10 protein-coding genes are annotated in these 16,648 nt (G+C 68.7%); 9 read left to right on the top strand and 1 reads right to left on the bottom strand.

All coding sequences use genetic code 11. The features are described from left to right. Window positions 1-191: 191 nt before the first annotated feature. On the bottom strand, window positions 192-1,493 hold the full coding sequence (locus ESZ52_RS14590; protein WP_131105572.1) for an MFS transporter: 1,302 nt from the start codon (window positions 1,491-1,493) through the stop codon (window positions 192-194). Between the two features lie 365 nt (window positions 1,494-1,858). Between ESZ52_RS14590 and rplJ the strand changes: the two genes are divergently transcribed. The 9 genes from rplJ (at window position 1,859) to ESZ52_RS14545 (ending at window position 16,582) form a co-directional block, all read left to right on the top strand. Then, the gene (gene rplJ / locus ESZ52_RS14585; RefSeq protein ID WP_131105571.1) at window positions 1,859-2,491 is read left to right on the top strand and encodes a 50S ribosomal protein L10; all 633 of its coding nucleotides are present in this window, start codon (window positions 1,859-1,861) and stop codon (window positions 2,489-2,491) included. 68 nt (window positions 2,492-2,559) lie between these two features. Next, the gene (gene rplL, locus ESZ52_RS14580; RefSeq protein ID WP_131105570.1) at window positions 2,560-2,952 is read left to right on the top strand and encodes a 50S ribosomal protein L7/L12; all 393 of its coding nucleotides are present in this window, start codon (window positions 2,560-2,562) and stop codon (window positions 2,950-2,952) included. A 509-nt stretch (window positions 2,953-3,461) separates the two neighbouring features. Further along, window positions 3,462-6,935: a DNA-directed RNA polymerase subunit beta gene (gene rpoB, locus ESZ52_RS14575; protein ID WP_131105569.1), complete on the top strand. Its 3,474-nt coding sequence runs from the start codon at window positions 3,462-3,464 to the stop codon at window positions 6,933-6,935. A gap of 138 nt (window positions 6,936-7,073) precedes the next feature. Continuing rightward, window positions 7,074-10,997 carry a DNA-directed RNA polymerase subunit beta' gene (locus tag ESZ52_RS14570; protein ID WP_131105568.1) on the top strand — a complete coding sequence of 1,308 codons (3,924 nt, stop codon included), beginning with the start codon at window positions 7,074-7,076 and terminating at the stop codon, window positions 10,995-10,997. Window positions 10,998-11,381: 384 nt separating this feature from the next. Next, window positions 11,382-11,756, top strand: coding sequence for a 30S ribosomal protein S12 (gene rpsL / locus ESZ52_RS14565; protein ID WP_131105567.1), 375 nt, complete (start codon window positions 11,382-11,384; stop codon window positions 11,754-11,756). Continuing rightward, complete coding sequence (gene rpsG / locus ESZ52_RS14560) at window positions 11,756-12,226, top strand: 30S ribosomal protein S7 (RefSeq protein WP_131105566.1); 471 nt, start codon at window positions 11,756-11,758, stop codon at window positions 12,224-12,226. The genes rpsL and rpsG overlap by 1 nt, the downstream gene beginning before the upstream one ends. Before the next feature lie 141 nt (window positions 12,227-12,367). Continuing rightward, window positions 12,368-14,470, top strand: a complete 2,103-nt coding sequence (fusA, locus tag ESZ52_RS14555; RefSeq protein ID WP_131105565.1) for an elongation factor G — start codon at window positions 12,368-12,370, stop codon at window positions 14,468-14,470. Window positions 14,471-14,590: 120 nt separating this feature from the next. Then, window positions 14,591-15,784 carry an elongation factor Tu gene (gene tuf, locus ESZ52_RS14550; protein ID WP_131105564.1) on the top strand — a complete coding sequence of 398 codons (1,194 nt, stop codon included), beginning with the start codon at window positions 14,591-14,593 and terminating at the stop codon, window positions 15,782-15,784. A 123-nt stretch (window positions 15,785-15,907) separates the two neighbouring features. Next, window positions 15,908-16,582 carry an SMI1/KNR4 family protein gene (locus ESZ52_RS14545; RefSeq protein WP_131105563.1) on the top strand — a complete coding sequence of 225 codons (675 nt, stop codon included), beginning with the start codon at window positions 15,908-15,910 and terminating at the stop codon, window positions 16,580-16,582. Window positions 16,583-16,648: the final 66 nt, after the last annotated feature.

Raw genomic sequence — 16,648 nt, 5'->3', positions numbered from 1 at the left:
GCGGGGGTCAAACGCCGCAGGTCGCAGGCGTGGCAGGTCGCAGGTCGCACAACCTTGATCCCAGGTTTTGCCGGGGATACCACGTGCGCCAGGGTGATTTCTCAGCACAATCTGGAGGCAAGGTTATGCACGACCCTGGGGCATGCGGCAGGCGTGGTTCCGGGGCGCCACCCTGATCCCAGGTTGTGCGCTCAGGCCCCGCGCGAGACCTCGGGCAGGCGCCAGCTGACCGCGGCGCCGACCAGGCCGAGCACGGCGAGGAAGACCAGGGCCGGGAGCTCGCCGAAGGTGGCCAGGCCGGCGCTGATGGCGCCGGTCACCAGCAGGATGACGCCCATCGCGGTGTTGGCGACCGCGACGTAGCGGGTGCGCTGGTCACCCTCGGCCATGTCGATGACGTAGGTCTTGCGCGCCACCCGGACGCCGACGTGGACCAGGCTGATGACGAAGTAGCCAGCGACCAGGCCCGCCACGGTCAGGCCCGGCCGGTCGAGCAGCACCACGGCGACCACGGCCAGCACGGTGAGCGAGGCCACCACCGAGCCGTAGGTCATCACCAGCCGGCTGGACCGGTCCGACCAACGACCGAACACCCGCCCGCCGACCACCGAGGCGACGCCCTGGGCGATGACGAACGATCCGAGCCCCGCCAGCAGCGAGCTGCCCTGCGCCACGGCCAGCGTGACCAGGAACGGTGGCGCCAGCGCCGAGACGAGCAGGAGGGCCCGGGCCGCGACGAAGTGCCGGAAGGTCCCGTCCTGCCGCACCAGGTCGATCAGGTCCCGCAACCAAGGAGTACGCTCGCGATGGGCGCCGGCCTTCGGGGCGTCCTCGGGGATCCCGGCGTAGACGAACACCCCGACGATCCACGTCAGCGCCGCGGCGCCCAGGAAAGCCGCGAGAGCGCCGGCGTTGAGATCGGGACCGAGCAGGTGCAGCAGCACCCCCACGCCCACCGCGACCACACCCGAGACCGCCGTCGCGATGCCGGTGACCTGGCCACGCTGACCCTTGGGCACCGTCCGCCCCTGGACGTCCTTGCTGGCCATCGAGCACAGCGCCCGCCCCACCGCGAAGACGGCCAGCGCGGCCAGCACGGCGACACCCGCGACCGCCCCGGTGAGCGTCAGGGCGGCGGTGGCCATGGCCAGCACGCTGAGCCCCTGGACGGAGGCGCCCAGCATCCAGACCCGCGTGCGTCGCGGTGCCCGCAGCACCCACGGCGTCAGGGCCGCCTGGGGGAGCATCGACCCGGACTCGCGGATGGGCACCAGCAGCGCGACCAGGGCTGCCGGCGCCCCCAGGAGGGACAGCAGCCAGGGCAGCACGGTCTTCGCGTTGACGACCTGGTCGCCCGCGCTCTGCAGCGCGTTGGCGCCGATCAGCCGCAGACCGCCCGAGGCCACCCGCTGCGGGCCGCCGAGCTCGGCCTCGGCCTCGGGGTCCTCGTCGACCAGGCGGTGGAACCATCGCACGGAGGGAGAAGAGGTCACCGGCCCATCCTGCCCTGCGCCGCCTCACGTCTCCGCCGACGGGACGGCCCGACCGAGGGTCGGCAGGCCGACGGAGAGAGACGTCCCGAGACCGGACGGGGTCCCGTCGCCCGTGATTTGGGGGCGGGGGAGGGCATGCCGTAGTCTGAGGCTCTACCCATAGACCGCCGGTTGTCGGCGTGCCCGGAGTGCAGACTCCGGATCGCGTCGGCCGAAGGTCCCCACGACAGGGGCGACCAGCGTAGGTGACCCAGCGAGACGGCATACCCCGTGTATGCAGCATGTCGAGCCCCGGTGCGCCTGCGCCGGGGCTCTTGTCGTGTCGGGCCAGGGGGTAGCCGGCACCACGACGTGAAGGAGGCCATATGGCGACGCCCCAGAAGGCAGCAGCCATCGTCGAGCTGACGGAGAAGTTCCGCAGCTCGGGCGCGGCCGTGCTGACGGAGTACCGCGGCCTGAAGGTGAGTCAGATCACCGAGCTGCGCACTTCCATGCGTGAGCACGCCACCTACGCCGTGGTGAAGAACACGCTGACCAAGCGTGCAGCTGCCGAGGCCGGCATCGAGGGCCTCGACGAGCACCTGGTAGGCCCCACGGCCATCGCCTTCGTCACCGGTGATCCGGTGGAGGCAGCCAAGGGTCTGCGTGACTTCGCCAAGGCCAACCCGGCCCTGGTCATCAAGGCGGGTGTGCTCGACGGCAAGCCGTTGACCCCCGAGGAGATCACCAAGCTCGCGGACCTGGAGTCCCGCGAGGTTCTGCTGGCCAAGCTGGCAGGTGCCATGAAGGGCAACCTGTCCAAGGCCGCCGGCCTGTTCGCCGCACCGCTGTCCGCCACCGCCCGTGTGGTCGAGCAGCTGCGCGCGAAGGTCGAGGAGCAGGGCGGTTCGCTCCCCGCGTCGCAGGACGCGCCCGCCGAGGCTGACGCCGAGGCCACCCCCGCCGAGGCTGACGCCGAGGCGAGCACCGACGTCGCCGAGGGTGGCGACGAGAGCTGAGTGCCGCACGGCACCCAGCGCACCACCACAACGCCACTCACGGCACCAACTAGGAAGGAACGCCCATCATGGCGAAGCTGAGCACCGAGGAGCTCCTTGACCAGTTCAAGGAGATGACCCTGATCGAGCTGTCCGAGTTCGTCAAGGCCTTCGAGGACACCTTCGAGGTCACCGCCGCCGCGCCGGTCGCCGTCGCAGCTGCCGGGGCCCCCGCCGCCGGCGGTGGCGACGCCGCCGCCGAGGAGGAGCAGGACGAGTTCGACGTCGTCCTCGAGTCCGCTGGCGACAAGAAGATCCAGGTCATCAAGGAGGTCCGTGCGCTGACCTCCCTGGGCCTGAAGGAGGCCAAGGACCTCGTGGACGGCGCCCCCAAGCCCGTCCTGGAGAAGGTCGACAAGGAGGCCGCGAACAAGGCCAAGGAGCAGCTCGAGGGCGCTGGCGCCACCGTCACGCTCAAGTGAGCCCTTCCAGGGCGGCGCTGCCGGCGTCGTCCTGAGGGACGCTTCACCTCGCCGCGGGCGGGGCTGCATACCGATCGGTATGCGGCCCCGCCCGTTGTCGTCGGCGGGCACCGCGGCCGACACCCTGCCGGGGTCGCCGGCGCGACGCGATCGGCGCCGGCAGATCCGCGCACAGGTGTGTCCGGCTTGACGTCGAGGCCGGTCAGGGCGCACCATCATGGGGTGCAACCGCCCGTGGCGGTGCCGAGTAGACCGGGAGCGCGGCCGCTCCCGATGTCGGCGCAGGAGCCCCGGACGACCCGTCGTGACCTGGATTGGACGACGGGCCTTCAAGGCGCTAAAGTAGTACTTTGCGCTACCCTGCACCTGCCCCCAGTCGACCCAGTGAGCACTCTGCGCGCCGCATCCTCCCCGATCGCGGGCGCCGCGCCCTCACGGCCGCTACTGAGAGCCGGTCCTGGGCTCGCTTGACCGCTGCACAATATTAAGGCCCGTGGAAGGACCCATCCTTGGCTGCCTCGCGCACTGCGAAGAAGACTGTGTCCACCGCTCGGACGGCTTCCGGCCGCCTGAGCTTCGCCAAGATCCGGGAGCCCCTCGAGGTACCCGACCTGCTTGCCCTCCAGACGGAGAGCTTCGACTGGCTTCTTGGTAACGAGGCCTGGCAGGCGCGTGTCGCCGCCGCCCAGGCCGATGGACGCACCGACATCCCCACCACCTCCGGTCTGGAGGAGATCTTCGAGGAGATCTCCCCGATCGAGGACTTCTCCGGCTCCATGTCGCTGAGCTTCCGCGACCACCGGTTCGAGGAGCAGAAGTACTCCGTCGAGGAGTGCCAGGAGAAGGACATGACCTACTCCGCCCCGCTCTTCGTCACCGCGGAGTTCATCAACAACTCCACCGGCGAGATCAAGAGCCAGACGGTCTTCATGGGCGACTTCCCGCTCATGACCCCGCGCGGCACCTTCATCGTCAACGGCACCGAGCGTGTCGTCGTCTCCCAGCTGGTCCGCAGCCCGGGGGTCTACTTCGAGCGCAGCCTGGACAAGACCTCCGACAAGGACGTCTTCTCCGCCAAGGTCATCCCCAGCCGGGGCGCCTGGCTGGAGTTCGAGATCGACAAGCGCGACCAGGTCGGCGTGCGCGTGGACCGCAAGCGCAAGCAGAGCGTCACCGTGCTGCTCAAGGCCCTGGGCTGGAGCAACGAGCGCATCCTGGAGGAGTTCGGCGAGTACGAGTCGATCCGCCTGACCCTGGAGAAGGACCACACCACCACCCAGGACGAGGCGCTGCTCGACATCTACCGCAAGCTGCGCCCGGGCGAGCCCCCGACGAAGGAGGCCGCCCAGACCCTGCTGGACAACCTCTACTTCAACCCCAAGCGCTACGACCTGGCCAAGGTCGGTCGCTACAAGCTCAACAAGAAGCTGGGGCTGCAGGCGCCGCTGGAGGAGTCCGTCCTCGGCATCGACGACGTCGTGGCGACGATCAAGTACATGGTCGCGCTGCACGCGGGGGAGACCACGCTGGACATGCCGGCCGGTGACACCCTCGTGGAGACCGACGACATCGACCACTTCGGCAACCGTCGACTGCGCAGCGTCGGCGAGCTCATCCAGAACCAGGTCCGTACCGGCCTGTCCCGGATGGAGCGCGTCGTCCGCGAGCGGATGACCACCCAGGACGTCGAGGCGATCACGCCGCAGACCCTGATCAACATCCGGCCGGTCGTCGCCTCCATCAAGGAGTTCTTCGGCACCAGCCAGCTCTCGCAGTTCATGGACCAGAACAACCCGCTGGCCGGCCTGACGCACAAGCGGCGTCTGTCCGCGCTGGGCCCCGGTGGTCTGTCCCGTGACCGCGCGGGCATGGAGGTCCGTGACGTCCACCCCTCGCACTACGGCCGCATGTGCCCGATCGAGACCCCCGAGGGTCCCAACATCGGTCTGATCGGCTCGCTGGCCTCCTACGGCCGGATCAACCCCTTCGGCTTCGTCGAGACCCCCTACCGTCGCGTCGTCGACGGCAAGGTCACCGACGAGGTGGACTACCTGTCCGCCGACGAGGAGGACCGCTTCGTCATCGCCCAGGCGAACGCCAGCCTGGGTGACGACGGCACCTTCCTCGACGAGCGCGTCCTGGTCCGGGCCCGTGAGGGCGAGGCCGTCGACGTGCCCGCCGGTGACGTCGACTACATGGACGTCTCGGCGCGGCAGATGGTCTCCGCGGCCACCGCGATGATCCCCTTCCTGGAGCACGACGACGCCAACCGTGCGCTCATGGGCGCCAACATGCAGCGTCAGGCCGTCCCGCTGGTGCGGGCCGAGGCTCCGCTGGTCGGCACCGGTATGGAGTGGCGCGCCGCGCTGGACTCCGGCGACGTGGTGCGCGCCACCAAGGCCGGCGTGGTCCAGGAGGTCTCCGCCGACCTGGTCACCGTGGCCAACGACGACGGCACCTACATCACCTACAAGATCGCCAAGTTCACCCGCTCCAACCAGGGCAACTGCTACAACCAGGTGGTCCGGGTCGACGTGGGCGACCGGGTCGAGGAGGGCCAGCTGCTGGCCGACGGTCCCGCGACCGACGGTGGCGAGATGGCGCTGGGCCGCAACCTGCTCGTGGCGTTCATGCCGTGGGAGGGCTACAACTACGAGGACGCGATCATCCTCTCCCAGCGTCTGGTGCAGGACGACGTCCTGTCCTCGATCCACATCGAGGAGCACGAGATCGACGCCCGCGACACCAAGCTGGGCCCGGAGGAGATCACGCGGGACATCCCGAACGTCTCCGAGGAGGTCCTGGCCGACCTGGACGAGCGCGGCATCATCCGCATCGGTGCCGAGGTCCGCGACGGCGACCTGCTCGTCGGCAAGGTCACGCCCAAGGGTGAGACCGAGCTGACCCCGGAGGAGCGCCTGCTGCGCGCCATCTTCGGTGAGAAGGCCCGTGAGGTCCGCGACACCTCGATGAAGGTCCCGCACGGCGAGACCGGCACGGTCATCGGCGTCAAGGTCTTCGACCGCGAGGACGGCGACGAGCTGCCCCCGGGCGTCAACCAGCTGGTCCGCGTCTACGTGGCGAACAAGCGCAAGATCACCGACGGTGACAAGCTCGCCGGCCGTCACGGCAACAAGGGCGTCATCTCCCGGATCCTGCCGGTGGAGGACATGCCGTTCCTCGAGGACGGCACCCCGGTCGACGTCATCCTCAACCCGCTGGGCGTGCCCGGCCGGATGAACATCGGTCAGATCCTGGAGCTGCACCTCGGCTGGGCCGCGGCGCAGGGCTGGAAGATCGAGGGCGAGCCGGAGTGGGCCGAGCTCATCCCGGGCGACGCCCGCGAGGCCGGTCCCCACACCCGCGTCGCCAGCCCCGTCTTCGACGGCGCCCGTGAGGAGGAGATCGCCGGTCTGCTGAACTCGACCACCCCCACCCGCGACGGTGAGCGGCTGATCGGCGACAAGGGCAAGGCCAAGCTGTTCGACGGCCGCTCCGGCGAGCCCTTCCCGGAGGAGATCTCGGTCGGCTACATGTACATCCTCAAGCTGCACCACCTGGTGGACGACAAGATCCACGCCCGCAGCACGGGGCCGTACTCGATGATCACCCAGCAGCCGCTCGGCGGTAAGGCCCAGTTCGGTGGCCAGCGCTTCGGCGAGATGGAGGTCTGGGCCCTGGAGGCCTACGGCGCCGCCTACGCCCTGCAGGAGCTGCTGACGATCAAGTCCGACGACGTCACCGGCCGGGTGAAGGTCTACGAGTCGATCGTCAAGGGCGACAACGTGCCCGAGCCCGGCATCCCCGAGTCCTTCAAGGTGCTCATCAAGGAGATGCAGTCGCTGTGCCTGAACGTGGAGGTGCTCTCCTCCGACGGCACGCAGATCGACCTGCGCGAGTCCGACACCGAGGTGTTCCGGGCCGCCGAGGAGCTCGGGATCGACCTGAGCCGGCGCGAGCCGAGCTCGGTCGAAGAGGTCTAGTCAGGTATGCCGGTCGACCGCCAGCGAAGCGAGCGTGGTCGACCGGGACGTCTGGTCGCCGGGCGGGGCCCCACCGCTCCGGCCGGCGACCACCAGAATTACAGAGCTTTCACTGCATACGAGAGAAGGAAGCACGAAGTGCTTGACGTTAACTTCTTTGACGAGCTACGCATCGGCCTGGCCACGGCGGAGGACATCCGTGGCTGGAGCCACGGCGAGGTCAAGAAGCCCGAGACCATCAACTACCGCACCCTCAAGCCCGAGAAGGACGGCCTCTTCTGCGAGAAGATCTTCGGCCCCACCCGGGACTGGGAGTGCTACTGCGGCAAGTACAAGCGCGTCCGCTTCAAGGGCATCATCTGTGAGCGCTGCGGCGTCGAGGTGACCCGCGCCGGCGTGCGACGGGAGCGGATGGGCCACATCGAGCTGGCCGCCCCCGTGACCCACATCTGGTACTTCAAGGGTGTCCCGTCGCGTCTGGGCTACCTGCTCGACCTGGCCCCGAAGGACCTGGAGAAGGTCATCTACTTCGCGGCCTACATGATCACCCACGTCGACGAGGACGGCCGGCACAGCGACCTGCCCAGCCTCGAGGCGCAGATCCAGAACGAGAAGAAGGTCCTGGAGAACCGCCGCGACGCCGACGTGGAGGAGCGGGCCAAGAAGCTCGAGACCGACCTGGCCGAGCTGGAGGCCGAGGGCGCCCGCGCCGACGCCAAGCGCAAGGTCCGCGACGGCGCCGAGCGGGAGATGAACCAGATCCGCCGCCGCGCCGACCAGCAGATCGAGCGCCTGGAGCAGGTCTGGGACCGCTTCCGCAACCTCAAGGTCCAGGACCTGGAGGGTGATGAGATCCTCTACCGCGAGATGCGTGACCGCTTCGGCATGTACTTCGAGGGCGGCATGGGTGCGGCAGCGCTGCAGAAGCGTCTGCAGACCTTCGACCTGACCGCCGAGGCCGAGAAGCTGCGCGAGATCATCGCGACCGGCAAGGGCCAGCGCAAGACCCGCGCGATCAAGCGGCTCAAGGTCGTCACCAGCTTCCTGCAGACCAAGAACGAGCCGGCCGGCATGGTGCTGGACGCCGTCCCGGTCATCCCGCCGGACCTGCGCCCGATGGTGCAGCTGGACGGTGGCCGGTTCGCGACCTCGGACCTGAACGACCTCTACCGTCGCGTCATCAACCGCAACAACCGCCTCAAGCGGCTGCTGGACCTGGGCGCGCCGGAGATCATCGTCAACAACGAGAAGCGGATGCTGCAGGAGGCCGTGGACAGCCTGTTCGACAACGGCCGCCGCGGTCGTGCGGTCACCGGCCCGGGCAACCGGCCGCTGAAGTCGCTGTCCGACATGCTCAAGGGCAAGCAGGGCCGGTTCCGCCAGAACCTGCTGGGCAAGCGCGTGGACTACTCGGGCCGTTCGGTCATCGTGGTCGGTCCGCAGCTGCGCCTGCACCAGTGCGGTCTGCCCAAGCAGATGGCGCTGGAGCTGTTCAAGCCGTTCGTGATGAAGCGTCTGGTCGACCTGGACCACGCGCAGAACATCAAGTCCGCCAAGCGGATGGTCGAGCGGGGCCGCAGCGTGGTCTGGGACGTGCTCGAGGAGGTCATCACCGACCACCCCGTGCTGCTGAACCGGGCACCCACCCTGCACCGCCTGGGCATCCAGGCCTTCGAGCCGCAGCTGGTCGAGGGCAAGGCGATCCAGATCCACCCGCTGGTCTGCACCGCCTTCAACGCCGACTTCGACGGCGACCAGATGGCCGTGCACCTGCCGCTGTCCGCGGAGGCGCAGGCCGAGGCCCGCATCCTGATGCTGTCCTCCAACAACATCCTCAAGCCGGCGGACGGTCGCCCGGTCACCATGCCCACCCAGGACATGGTCATCGGCCTCTTCCACCTGACGAGCGACGCCTGGGAGGAGCCGGAGACGGCCCACCTGGTCGACGAGGACGGCAACCGCCACCTGCGCTCCTTCGGCTCGGTCGCCGAGGCCCGGATGGCCTTCGACGCCGGCCAGATCGCGCTGGGCAGCACGATCTCCCTGCGGCTGGTCCACACCGCGCCCCCGGTCGACTTCGAGCTGCCCGAGGGCACCGAGGTCACCGAGGACGGGGTCGCCTCCAGCTTCACCCTGGAGACGACCCTGGGTCGGGCGATCTTCAACGACTCCCTGCCGCCGAACTACCCCTACGTCACCGACGTGGTGGACAAGAAGCGGCTCTCCGGGATCGTCAACGACCTCGCCGAGCGCTACACCAAGGTGCAGGTCGCGGCCAGCCTGGACTCGCTGAAGGACTCCGGCTTCTACTGGGCGACCCGCTCGGGCACCACCGTGGCCGTCTCCGACGTGCAGACGCCGGAGCGCAAGGCGGAGATCCTGTCCGCCTACGAGGCCAAGGCGAGCAAGGTCCAGCTGCAGTACGAGCGGGGCCTGATCACCGACGACGAGCGCCGTCAGGAGCTCATCGAGATCTGGACCCAGGCCACCAACGAGGTGGCCCGGGAGCTGGAGACCACGATGCCCAAGGACAACACCATCTACCGGATGGTCACCTCGGGCGCCCGTGGTAACTGGTTCCAGCTGCGGCAGATCGCCGGCATGCGCGGCCTCATGGCCAACCCCAAGGGTGAGATCATCCCGCGGCCGATCAAGTCCAACTTCCGCGAGGGTCTGTCCGTGCTGGAGTTCTTCATCTCCACGCACGGCGCCCGCAAGGGTCTGGCGGACACCGCGCTGCGGACCGCGGACTCGGGCTACCTGACCCGTCGCCTGGTGGACGTCAGCCAGGACGTCATCATCCGTGAGGACGACTGCGGCACCGAGCGTGGCTTCATCATGCCGATCGCCCAGATGGGCGTCAGCGGTGCGCTGCGTCTGCACGACGACGTCGAGACCTCCGTCTACGCCCGCACGCTGGCGGAGTCGGTGGAGCGCGACGGGGAGATGCTGGCGCAGGCCGGCATCGACCTGGGCGACGTGGTCATCGACCGCCTGGTCGAGGCCGGGGTCGAGGAGGTCAAGGTCCGTTCGGTCCTGACCTGCGAGTCCCTCGTCGGCACCTGCGCCAAGTGCTACGGCCGCAGCCTGGCGACCGGCAAGCTGGTCGACATCGGCGAGGCCGTCGGCATCATCGCCGCCCAGTCGATCGGTGAGCCCGGCACCCAGCTGACGATGCGCACCTTCCACACCGGTGGTGTGGCCGGTGACGACATCACTCAGGGTCTGCCGCGTGTCGTGGAGCTGTTCGAGGCGCGCACCCCCAAGGCGGTCGCCCCGATCGCCGAGGCCACCGGGCGCGTGGAGATCGAGGACACCGACAAGACCCGTCGGATCATCCTCACCCCGGACGACGGCTCCGAGGAGCAGGCCTACCCGGTCAGCAAGCGTTCGCGCCTGCTGGTCAGCGACGGCGAGCACGTCGAGGTCGGCACCCAGCTGATCGTCGGCGCGATCGACCCCAAGCAGGTCCTGCGGATCCTGGGCCCCCGTGCCACCCAGCAGCACCTGGTCGACCAGGTGCAGGGCGTCTACCGCCAGCAGGGTGTCTCGATCCACGACAAGCACATCGAGGTCATCGTCCGGCAGATGCTGCGCCGGATCACGGTCATCGAGGCTGGCGACGCCGAGCTGCTGCCCGGCACGCTGGTCGAGCGCGGCCGGTTCGAGGGTGAGAACCGCCGGGTCGTCTCCGAGGGCGGTCGCCCCGCCTCGGGTCGTCCGGAGCTGATGGGCATCACCAAGGCCTCGCTGGCGACCGACTCCTGGCTCTCCGCGGCCTCCTTCCAGGAGACCACCCGCGTCCTCACCGAGGCCGCGATGGAAGCCAAGAGCGACCCGCTGCTGGGCCTGAAGGAGAACGTCATCCTCGGCAAGCTGATCCCCGCGGGGACCGGCCTGACCCGCTACCGCAACCTCACCGTGGAGCCCACGGAGGAGGCCAAGGCCGCGGCCTACGCCGTGCCGGACTACGAGGACTTCGACTACGCCGGTGCCTTCGGGGCCGGCTCGGGCGAGGCCGTGCGTCTGGACGACCTGCCGATGGACGAGCAGCGCTACTGATCACCCGCTGATCACCGCCAGGGGCGGGTATGCCGTACCGCACGGCATACCCGCCCCTTGGCGTCGGCGGGCTGATTTGGTCGCATCCCCCGGTTCCCGGTAGTCTGGAGAACTGTGCGTGGGCTGTCCTGCAGTCCTGCGCGCTCGCGGGACGGCACGAGCAGCACGTCGCCCGTACACCCTCTCGCCGGGCAGTCCGCCCGGCCCACCCCGTCGATGCACATCATGCACCACGGGCGGGCCGGCTGCGGGAAGTGCGGGGGAGAGCAGCGTGTCCGACACACCCGACCTCGGGTGCGTGGGGCAGGCACAACCCAAGGAGTGCGACCTGCGGTCCACGCCGCGGCCGGAGCACAGACAACGACGACGACTGAGAGAGATTCAGTGCCTACGATCAACCAGCTTGTCCGCAAGGGCAGGGCCGACAAGGTCAAGAAGACCAACTCGCCCGCGCTCAAGGGCAACCCGCAGCGCCGTGGCGTCTGCACCCGCGTCTACACGACCACCCCCAAGAAGCCGAACTCCGCCCTGCGCAAGGTCGCCCGTGTGCGCCTGACCAGCGGCGTCGAGGTGACGGCCTACATCCCGGGCGTCGGCCACAACCTGCAGGAGCACTCGATCGTGCTCGTCCGCGGCGGCCGCGTGAAGGACCTGCCCGGCGTGCGCTACAAGATCATCCGCGGCTCCCTGGACACCCAGGGCGTCAAGGGCCGCAACCAGGCCCGCTCCCGGTACGGCGCCAAGAAGGAGAAGAAGTAATGCCTCGTAAGGGCCCAGCTCCGAAGCGCCCCCTCATCCAGGACCCGGTCTACGGCAGCCAGCTGGTCACCCAGCTGGTCAACAAGATCCTGACCGACGGCAAGAAGTCGACGGCCGAGCGCATCGTCTACGGCGCCCTCGAGGGCTGCCGCGCCAAGACCGGCACCGACCCCGTGCAGACGCTCAAGCGTGCGCTCGACAACGTCAAGCCCAGCCTCGAGGTCAAGTCCCGCCGCGTCGGCGGTGCGACCTACCAGGTGCCGATCGAGGTCAAGCCCGGCCGGTCCACCACCCTCGCCCTGCGCTGGCTGACCGGCTACGCCCGTCAGCGCCGCGAGAAGACGATGACCGAGCGGCTGATGAACGAGATCCTCGACGCGAGCAACGGCCTGGGCGCCGCGGTGAAGCGTCGCGAGGACACCCACAAGATGGCCGACGCCAACAAGGCGTTCGCGCACTACCGCTGGTGATGACCGGGAGGTGAGGTATGGCGTGCCCGCACGCCCTCACCTCCCCGTCGCCTGCCCGGCGTACCTGGTACGCACGCGCAGGCCCCACCACCCAGCATCAGCACCACCACTGACCACGCACAGCAGCAGAGAGAAGAAACTGTGGCACAGGACGTCCTGACGGACCTACGCAAGGTCCGCAACATCGGCATCATGGCGCACATCGATGCCGGCAAGACGACGACCACCGAGCGCATCCTGTTCTACACGGGTCGCAACCACAAGATGGGCGAGACGCACGACGGCGCCTCGACCACCGACTGGATGGAGCAGGAGAAGGAGCGGGGGATCACCATCACCTCCGCAGCCGTCACCAGCTTCTGGCACGGCACGCAGATCAACCTGATCGACACCCCCGGCCACGTCGACTTCACCGTCGAGGTGGAGCGCAACCTGCGCGTCCTGGACGGTGCCGTCGCCGTCTTCGACGGCAAGGAGGGTGTCGAGCCCCAGTCCGAGACCGTGTGGCGCCAGGCCGACAAGTACGGCGTCCCGCGCATGTGCTTCATCAACAAGATGGACAAGATGGGCGCGGACTTCTACTTCTCCGTGCAGACCATGGTGGACCGCCTCGGCGCCACCCCGCTGGTGATGCAGCTGCCCATCGGCGCCGAGTCCGACTTCATCGGCGTCGTCGACCTGATCAGCATGAAGGCCCTGACCTGGTCGGTGGACACCGCCCTGGGCGAGGCCTACGACACCGGGGACATCCCGGCCGACCTGCAGGAGAGGGCCGAGGAGTACCGCAACGCCCTGGTCGAGAAGGTCGCCGAGGCGGACGAGGAGCTGCTCGACAAGTACCTGGGCGGCGAGGAGCTGACCGAGGAGGAGATCAAGAAGGGTGTGCGCGCGCTGACCCTGGCCGGCGAGGTCAACCCGGTCTTCTGCGGCACCGCCTTCAAGAACAAGGGCGTCCAGCCGCTGCTGGACGCGATCGTGGACTACCTGCCCTCCCCGCTGGACCTGCCTCCCACCGAGGGCCTGAAGCCGGGCGACGAGGAGACCACGGTCACCCGCAGGCCCAGCACCGACGAGCCGTTCGCGGCGCTGGCCTTCAAGATCGCCACGCACCCCTTCTTCGGCACCCTGACCTACATCCGGGTCTACTCCGGCGAGATCTCCGCCGGTCAGCCGGTGATGAACGCGACGAAGGGCAAGCGCGAGCGCCTGGGCAAGCTGTTCCAGATGCACGCCAACAAGGAGAACCCGGTCGAGAAGGTCTCCGCGGGCCACATCTACGCGGTGATCGGGCTGAAGGACACCACCACCGGTGACACGCTCTGCGACATGAGCGAGCAGATCATCCTGGAGTCGATGACCTTCCCGGAGCCGGTCATCCACGTCGCCATCGAGCCCAAGACCAAGGGCGACCAGGAGAAGCTGGGCACCGCGATCCAGAAGCTGGCCCAGGAGGACCCGACCTTCACCGTCCGCCTGGACGAGGAGACCGGCCAGACCGTCATCGGCGGGATGGGCGAGCTGCACCTGGACATCCTGGTGGACCGGATGAAGCGCGAGTTCAAGGTCGAGGCCAACGTGGGCGCCCCGCAGGTGGCCTACCGTGAGACCATCCGCCGCAAGGTCGAGAAGCTGGACTACACCCACAAGAAGCAGACCGGTGGGTCGGGCCAGTTCGCCAAGATCCAGATCAGCATCGAGCCGATGGACACCTCCGAGGGCGAGCTGTACACCTTCGACAACACGGTCACCGGTGGTCGCGTCCCGCGCGAGTACATCCCCTCCGTGGACCAGGGCATCCAGGACGCGATGCAGCTGGGCATCCTCGCCGGCTACCCGCTCGTGGGCGTGAAGGCCACCCTGATCGACGGTGCCTACCACGACGTCGACTCCTCGGAGATGGCGTTCAAGATCGCCGGTTCGATGGCCTTTAAGGAGGCTGCCCGCAAGGCCGACCCGGTCCTGCTGGAGCCGGTCATGGCCGTCGAGGTGCGCACGCCCGAGGACTACATGGGCGACGTCATCGGCGACCTCAACTCCCGCCGTGGCCAGATCCAGGCCATGGAGGACGTGTCCGGCGCCAAGGTCGTCCGGGCCGTGGTGCCGCTGTCGGAGATGTTCGGGTACGTTGGTGACCTGCGGTCCAAGACGCAGGGTCGTGCCAACTACACCATGCAGTTCGACTCCTACGCCGAGGTTCCTCGGAACGTGGCCGAGGAGATCATCAAGAAGGTTCGCGGCGAGTGAGCTGACTCACTCCGCCTGCGGAGTGATGGACCTGAGCAACTATCACCATCCAACCCATGAACGTCGTCGCGGCACCCAGCCGGTGACGAACGCACAACGAAAGTCCAACAGGAGGACCCAGTGGCTAAGGCCAAGTTCGAGCGGAGCAAGCCGCACGTCAACATCGGAACCATCGGTCACATCGACCACGGCAAGACCACGCTCACGGCTGCCATCTCGAAGGTGCTGCACGACAAGTACCCGGACCTCAACGAGGCCTCGCCGTTCGACAAGATCGACAAGGCCCCCGAAGAGCGTCAGCGCGGCATCACCATCTCCATCTCGCACATCGAGTACCAGACCGACAAGCGCCACTACGCGCACGTCGACTGCCCCGGTCACGCCGACTACGTCAAGAACATGATCACCGGCGCGGCCCAGATGGATGGTGCGATCCTCGTGGTCGCCGCCACCGACGGCCCCATGCCGCAGACCAAGGAGCACGTCCTCCTGGCCCGCCAGGTCGGCGTCCCCTACATCGTCGTGGCCCTGAACAAGTCCGACATGGTCGACGACGAGGAGATCATGGAGCTCGTCGAGATGGAGGTCCGCGAGCTGCTGTCCTCCTACGAGTTCCCCGGTGACGACCTGCCGGTCGTGCGCGTCTCGGCGCTGAAGGCGCTCGAGGGCGACGAGAAGTGGGCCAACTCCGTCCTGGAGCTCATGGACACCGTGGACAGCTACATCCCGGAGCCCGAGCGCGACCTGGACAAGCCGTTCATGATGCCCGTCGAGGACGTCTTCACCATCACCGGCCGCGGCACCGTGGTCACCGGCCGCATCGAGCGCGGCATCCTGAAGGTCAACGAGGAGATCGAGATCGTCGGCATCCGCCCGACCTCCTCCAAGACGACCGTCACGGGCATCGAGATGTTCCGCAAGCTGCTCGACGAGGGGCGCGCCGGTGAGAACGTCGGCCTGCTGCTCCGCGGCACCAAGCGCGAGGACGTCGAGCGCGGCCAGGTCATCGTCAAGCCGGGCACGATCACCCCGCACACCGAGTTCGAGGCGCAGGCCTACATCCTGTCCAAGGACGAGGGTGGCCGGCACACCCCGTTCTACGACAACTACCGCCCGCAGTTCTACTTCCGCACCACGGACGTGACCGGCGTCGTGCACCTCCCCGAGGGCACCGAGATGGTCATGCCGGGCGACAACACCGACATGCGCGTCGAGCTGATCCAGCCGATCGCCATGGAGGACGGCCTGATGTTCAACATCCGTGAGGGTGGCCGCACCGTCGGCGCCGGCCGGGTCACCAAGATCCTGAAGTGATCTGACCGGGTCCTCCCCCCGAGGAGGACCCGGACCCGCCGCACGGCTCGCGAGGCCCCCGCCACCACCTGGTGGCGGGGGCCTCGTGCATGCCGGGTAGGCCGCTGTCCTAAGGTCTGAGCTGTGACCCGCTCGTCCAGCCACACCGTCCCGCAGGTGCTGTCCGCGCTGTCCCGCGTGGGCCAGGCCGTACGTCTCGCACCCGGCGCCTCGGCGCAGACGGTGGCCGCAGCCGAGAGCGCCGTGGGGCGCGCACTACCTTCCGAGGTTGTCGAGCTGTACCGGGCTGCCGACGGGCTGGAGCTGGGCGGGGGAGAGCTGCAGCTCTACCCGCTCCTGGGCACCGACGAGGAGCTCGGGGTCGTGGAGGCGGCGGCCACCTACCGCTCCTGGGACTGGGTGATCCCCCAGGAGCTGGTCCTGCTGGGCAGCGACGGCGGGGACGGGGCGATCGGGGTGTGGACGCCGGCGGGGGCCCGCCGCAGCACGGTGGTGCAGGCCGTCATGTCGCTGGACGGACGGCCGGCCATGGCCGTCCTGGGCACCTCGCTGGCGGGCTTCCTCGCCGCGTGGGCGGCCTACTACCTGCCGCTGGCGCTGGGGGAGACCGAGGGTGTCGCCACCTGCCTGGACGAGCTCGGGGTGCCGTCCGGGCTGCGGGACGGGGAGAGCGAGTTCGACGACGAGCACCTGCACGCGCTGCTCGCCTGGGCCTCGCCCGACCTCCCGGACGACGAGCCGGACCCCTACGCGCGCCCCGTCGACCCGGACGTCCTGACCAGGCTGTCCACGCGCTGAGTCCGGCCCGACCCGGCCCGATTTGGGGCCATGGCCGGATCCATGGCACACTAGACAGGTTGCTTG

Origin of the sequence: Ornithinimicrobium sufpigmenti (assembly GCF_004322775.1) — a bacterium.
In the GTDB taxonomy this organism is placed as follows: Bacteria; Actinomycetota; Actinomycetes; order Actinomycetales; family Dermatophilaceae; genus Ornithinicoccus; species Ornithinicoccus sufpigmenti.
This window is presented reverse-complemented; position numbering and strand designations above follow the sequence as displayed.

Excerpts from the sequence above, each read along its gene's own strand:
- rplJ (WP_131105571.1), top strand. The coding sequence starts at position 1,859 with ATGGCGACGCCCCAGAAGGCAGCAGCCATCGTCGAGCTGACGGAGAAG.
- rplL (WP_131105570.1), top strand. The coding sequence starts at position 2,560 with ATGGCGAAGCTGAGCACCGAGGAGCTCCTTGACCAGTTCAAGGAGATG.
- rpsG (WP_131105566.1), top strand. The coding sequence starts at position 11,756 with ATGCCTCGTAAGGGCCCAGCTCCGAAGCGCCCCCTCATCCAGGACCCG.